We start from the raw sequence: 685 nt of genomic DNA on the forward strand, positions 1-685 counted from the left end.
TTCCCGGATGGTCCCGCGCCCGGTCGCGTGGGGTGTCCTGTCCGCGTCGGCCTCGGTCGTGGTGGGCGCGGGACCATCCGGGAACGCAGTACGAGCGGCAGGACCGCACCGCACAGCAGGTACACCACGACCGCCCGGTCCCACGGCAGCCCCGCGGCCGGCACGCCGCCCACCGCGGCCACCGCCGCGAAGCCTCCCACGACACCCCCGAGGACCGCCGGCTCCCTGGGCGCACGCCAGGCCCCGGCCACCGCCACCACAGCCCCGGCCAGCAGCAGCGCGCCCGGCCCCACGGCGCCGGACACGCCGTCCGCCGACACGGACAGGCCCAGCCCCAGCGCCAGCGAGCCGAGCCCCGTCACCACGGCCCCGGCGCACGCCGTGACCCGTACCGCGAGCCCCCGGCACCACGACGCCACCGCGACGTCCGCCGCCGCCGTCACCATGAGCGCCCAGCCGAAGCCCGTCGCGGACGCCCCCGAAGCCCAGGCGGCGAACACCAGCGGCAGCTGAGCCGCCACCACCGCCGCGGGCAACGGCGTCCGCAGCCGGCCGAGCAGCAGCCCGTACAGGGTCCACACCGCCGCCAGCACCGCCGACGCGAACGCCGAGAACGCCAGCCCGTCCGTCCCCGGCGCCGCGACCGCGTGCAGTGCGATCGCGTCCAGCACCGTCAGCACCTGTC

Annotated in this window: 1 pseudogene; it reads right to left on the reverse strand. The window is 78.2% G+C overall.

The window, feature by feature from the left end:
• Positions 1 to 671, reverse strand: a pseudogene (locus tag BFF76_RS30555) (SCO7613 C-terminal domain-containing membrane protein); the annotation flags it as partial.
• Positions 672 to 685: the final 14 nt, after the last annotated feature.

The organism is Streptomyces mutomycini (assembly GCF_001700505.1).
Classification (GTDB): domain Bacteria; phylum Actinomycetota; class Actinomycetes; order Streptomycetales; family Streptomycetaceae; genus Streptomyces; species Streptomyces mutomycini.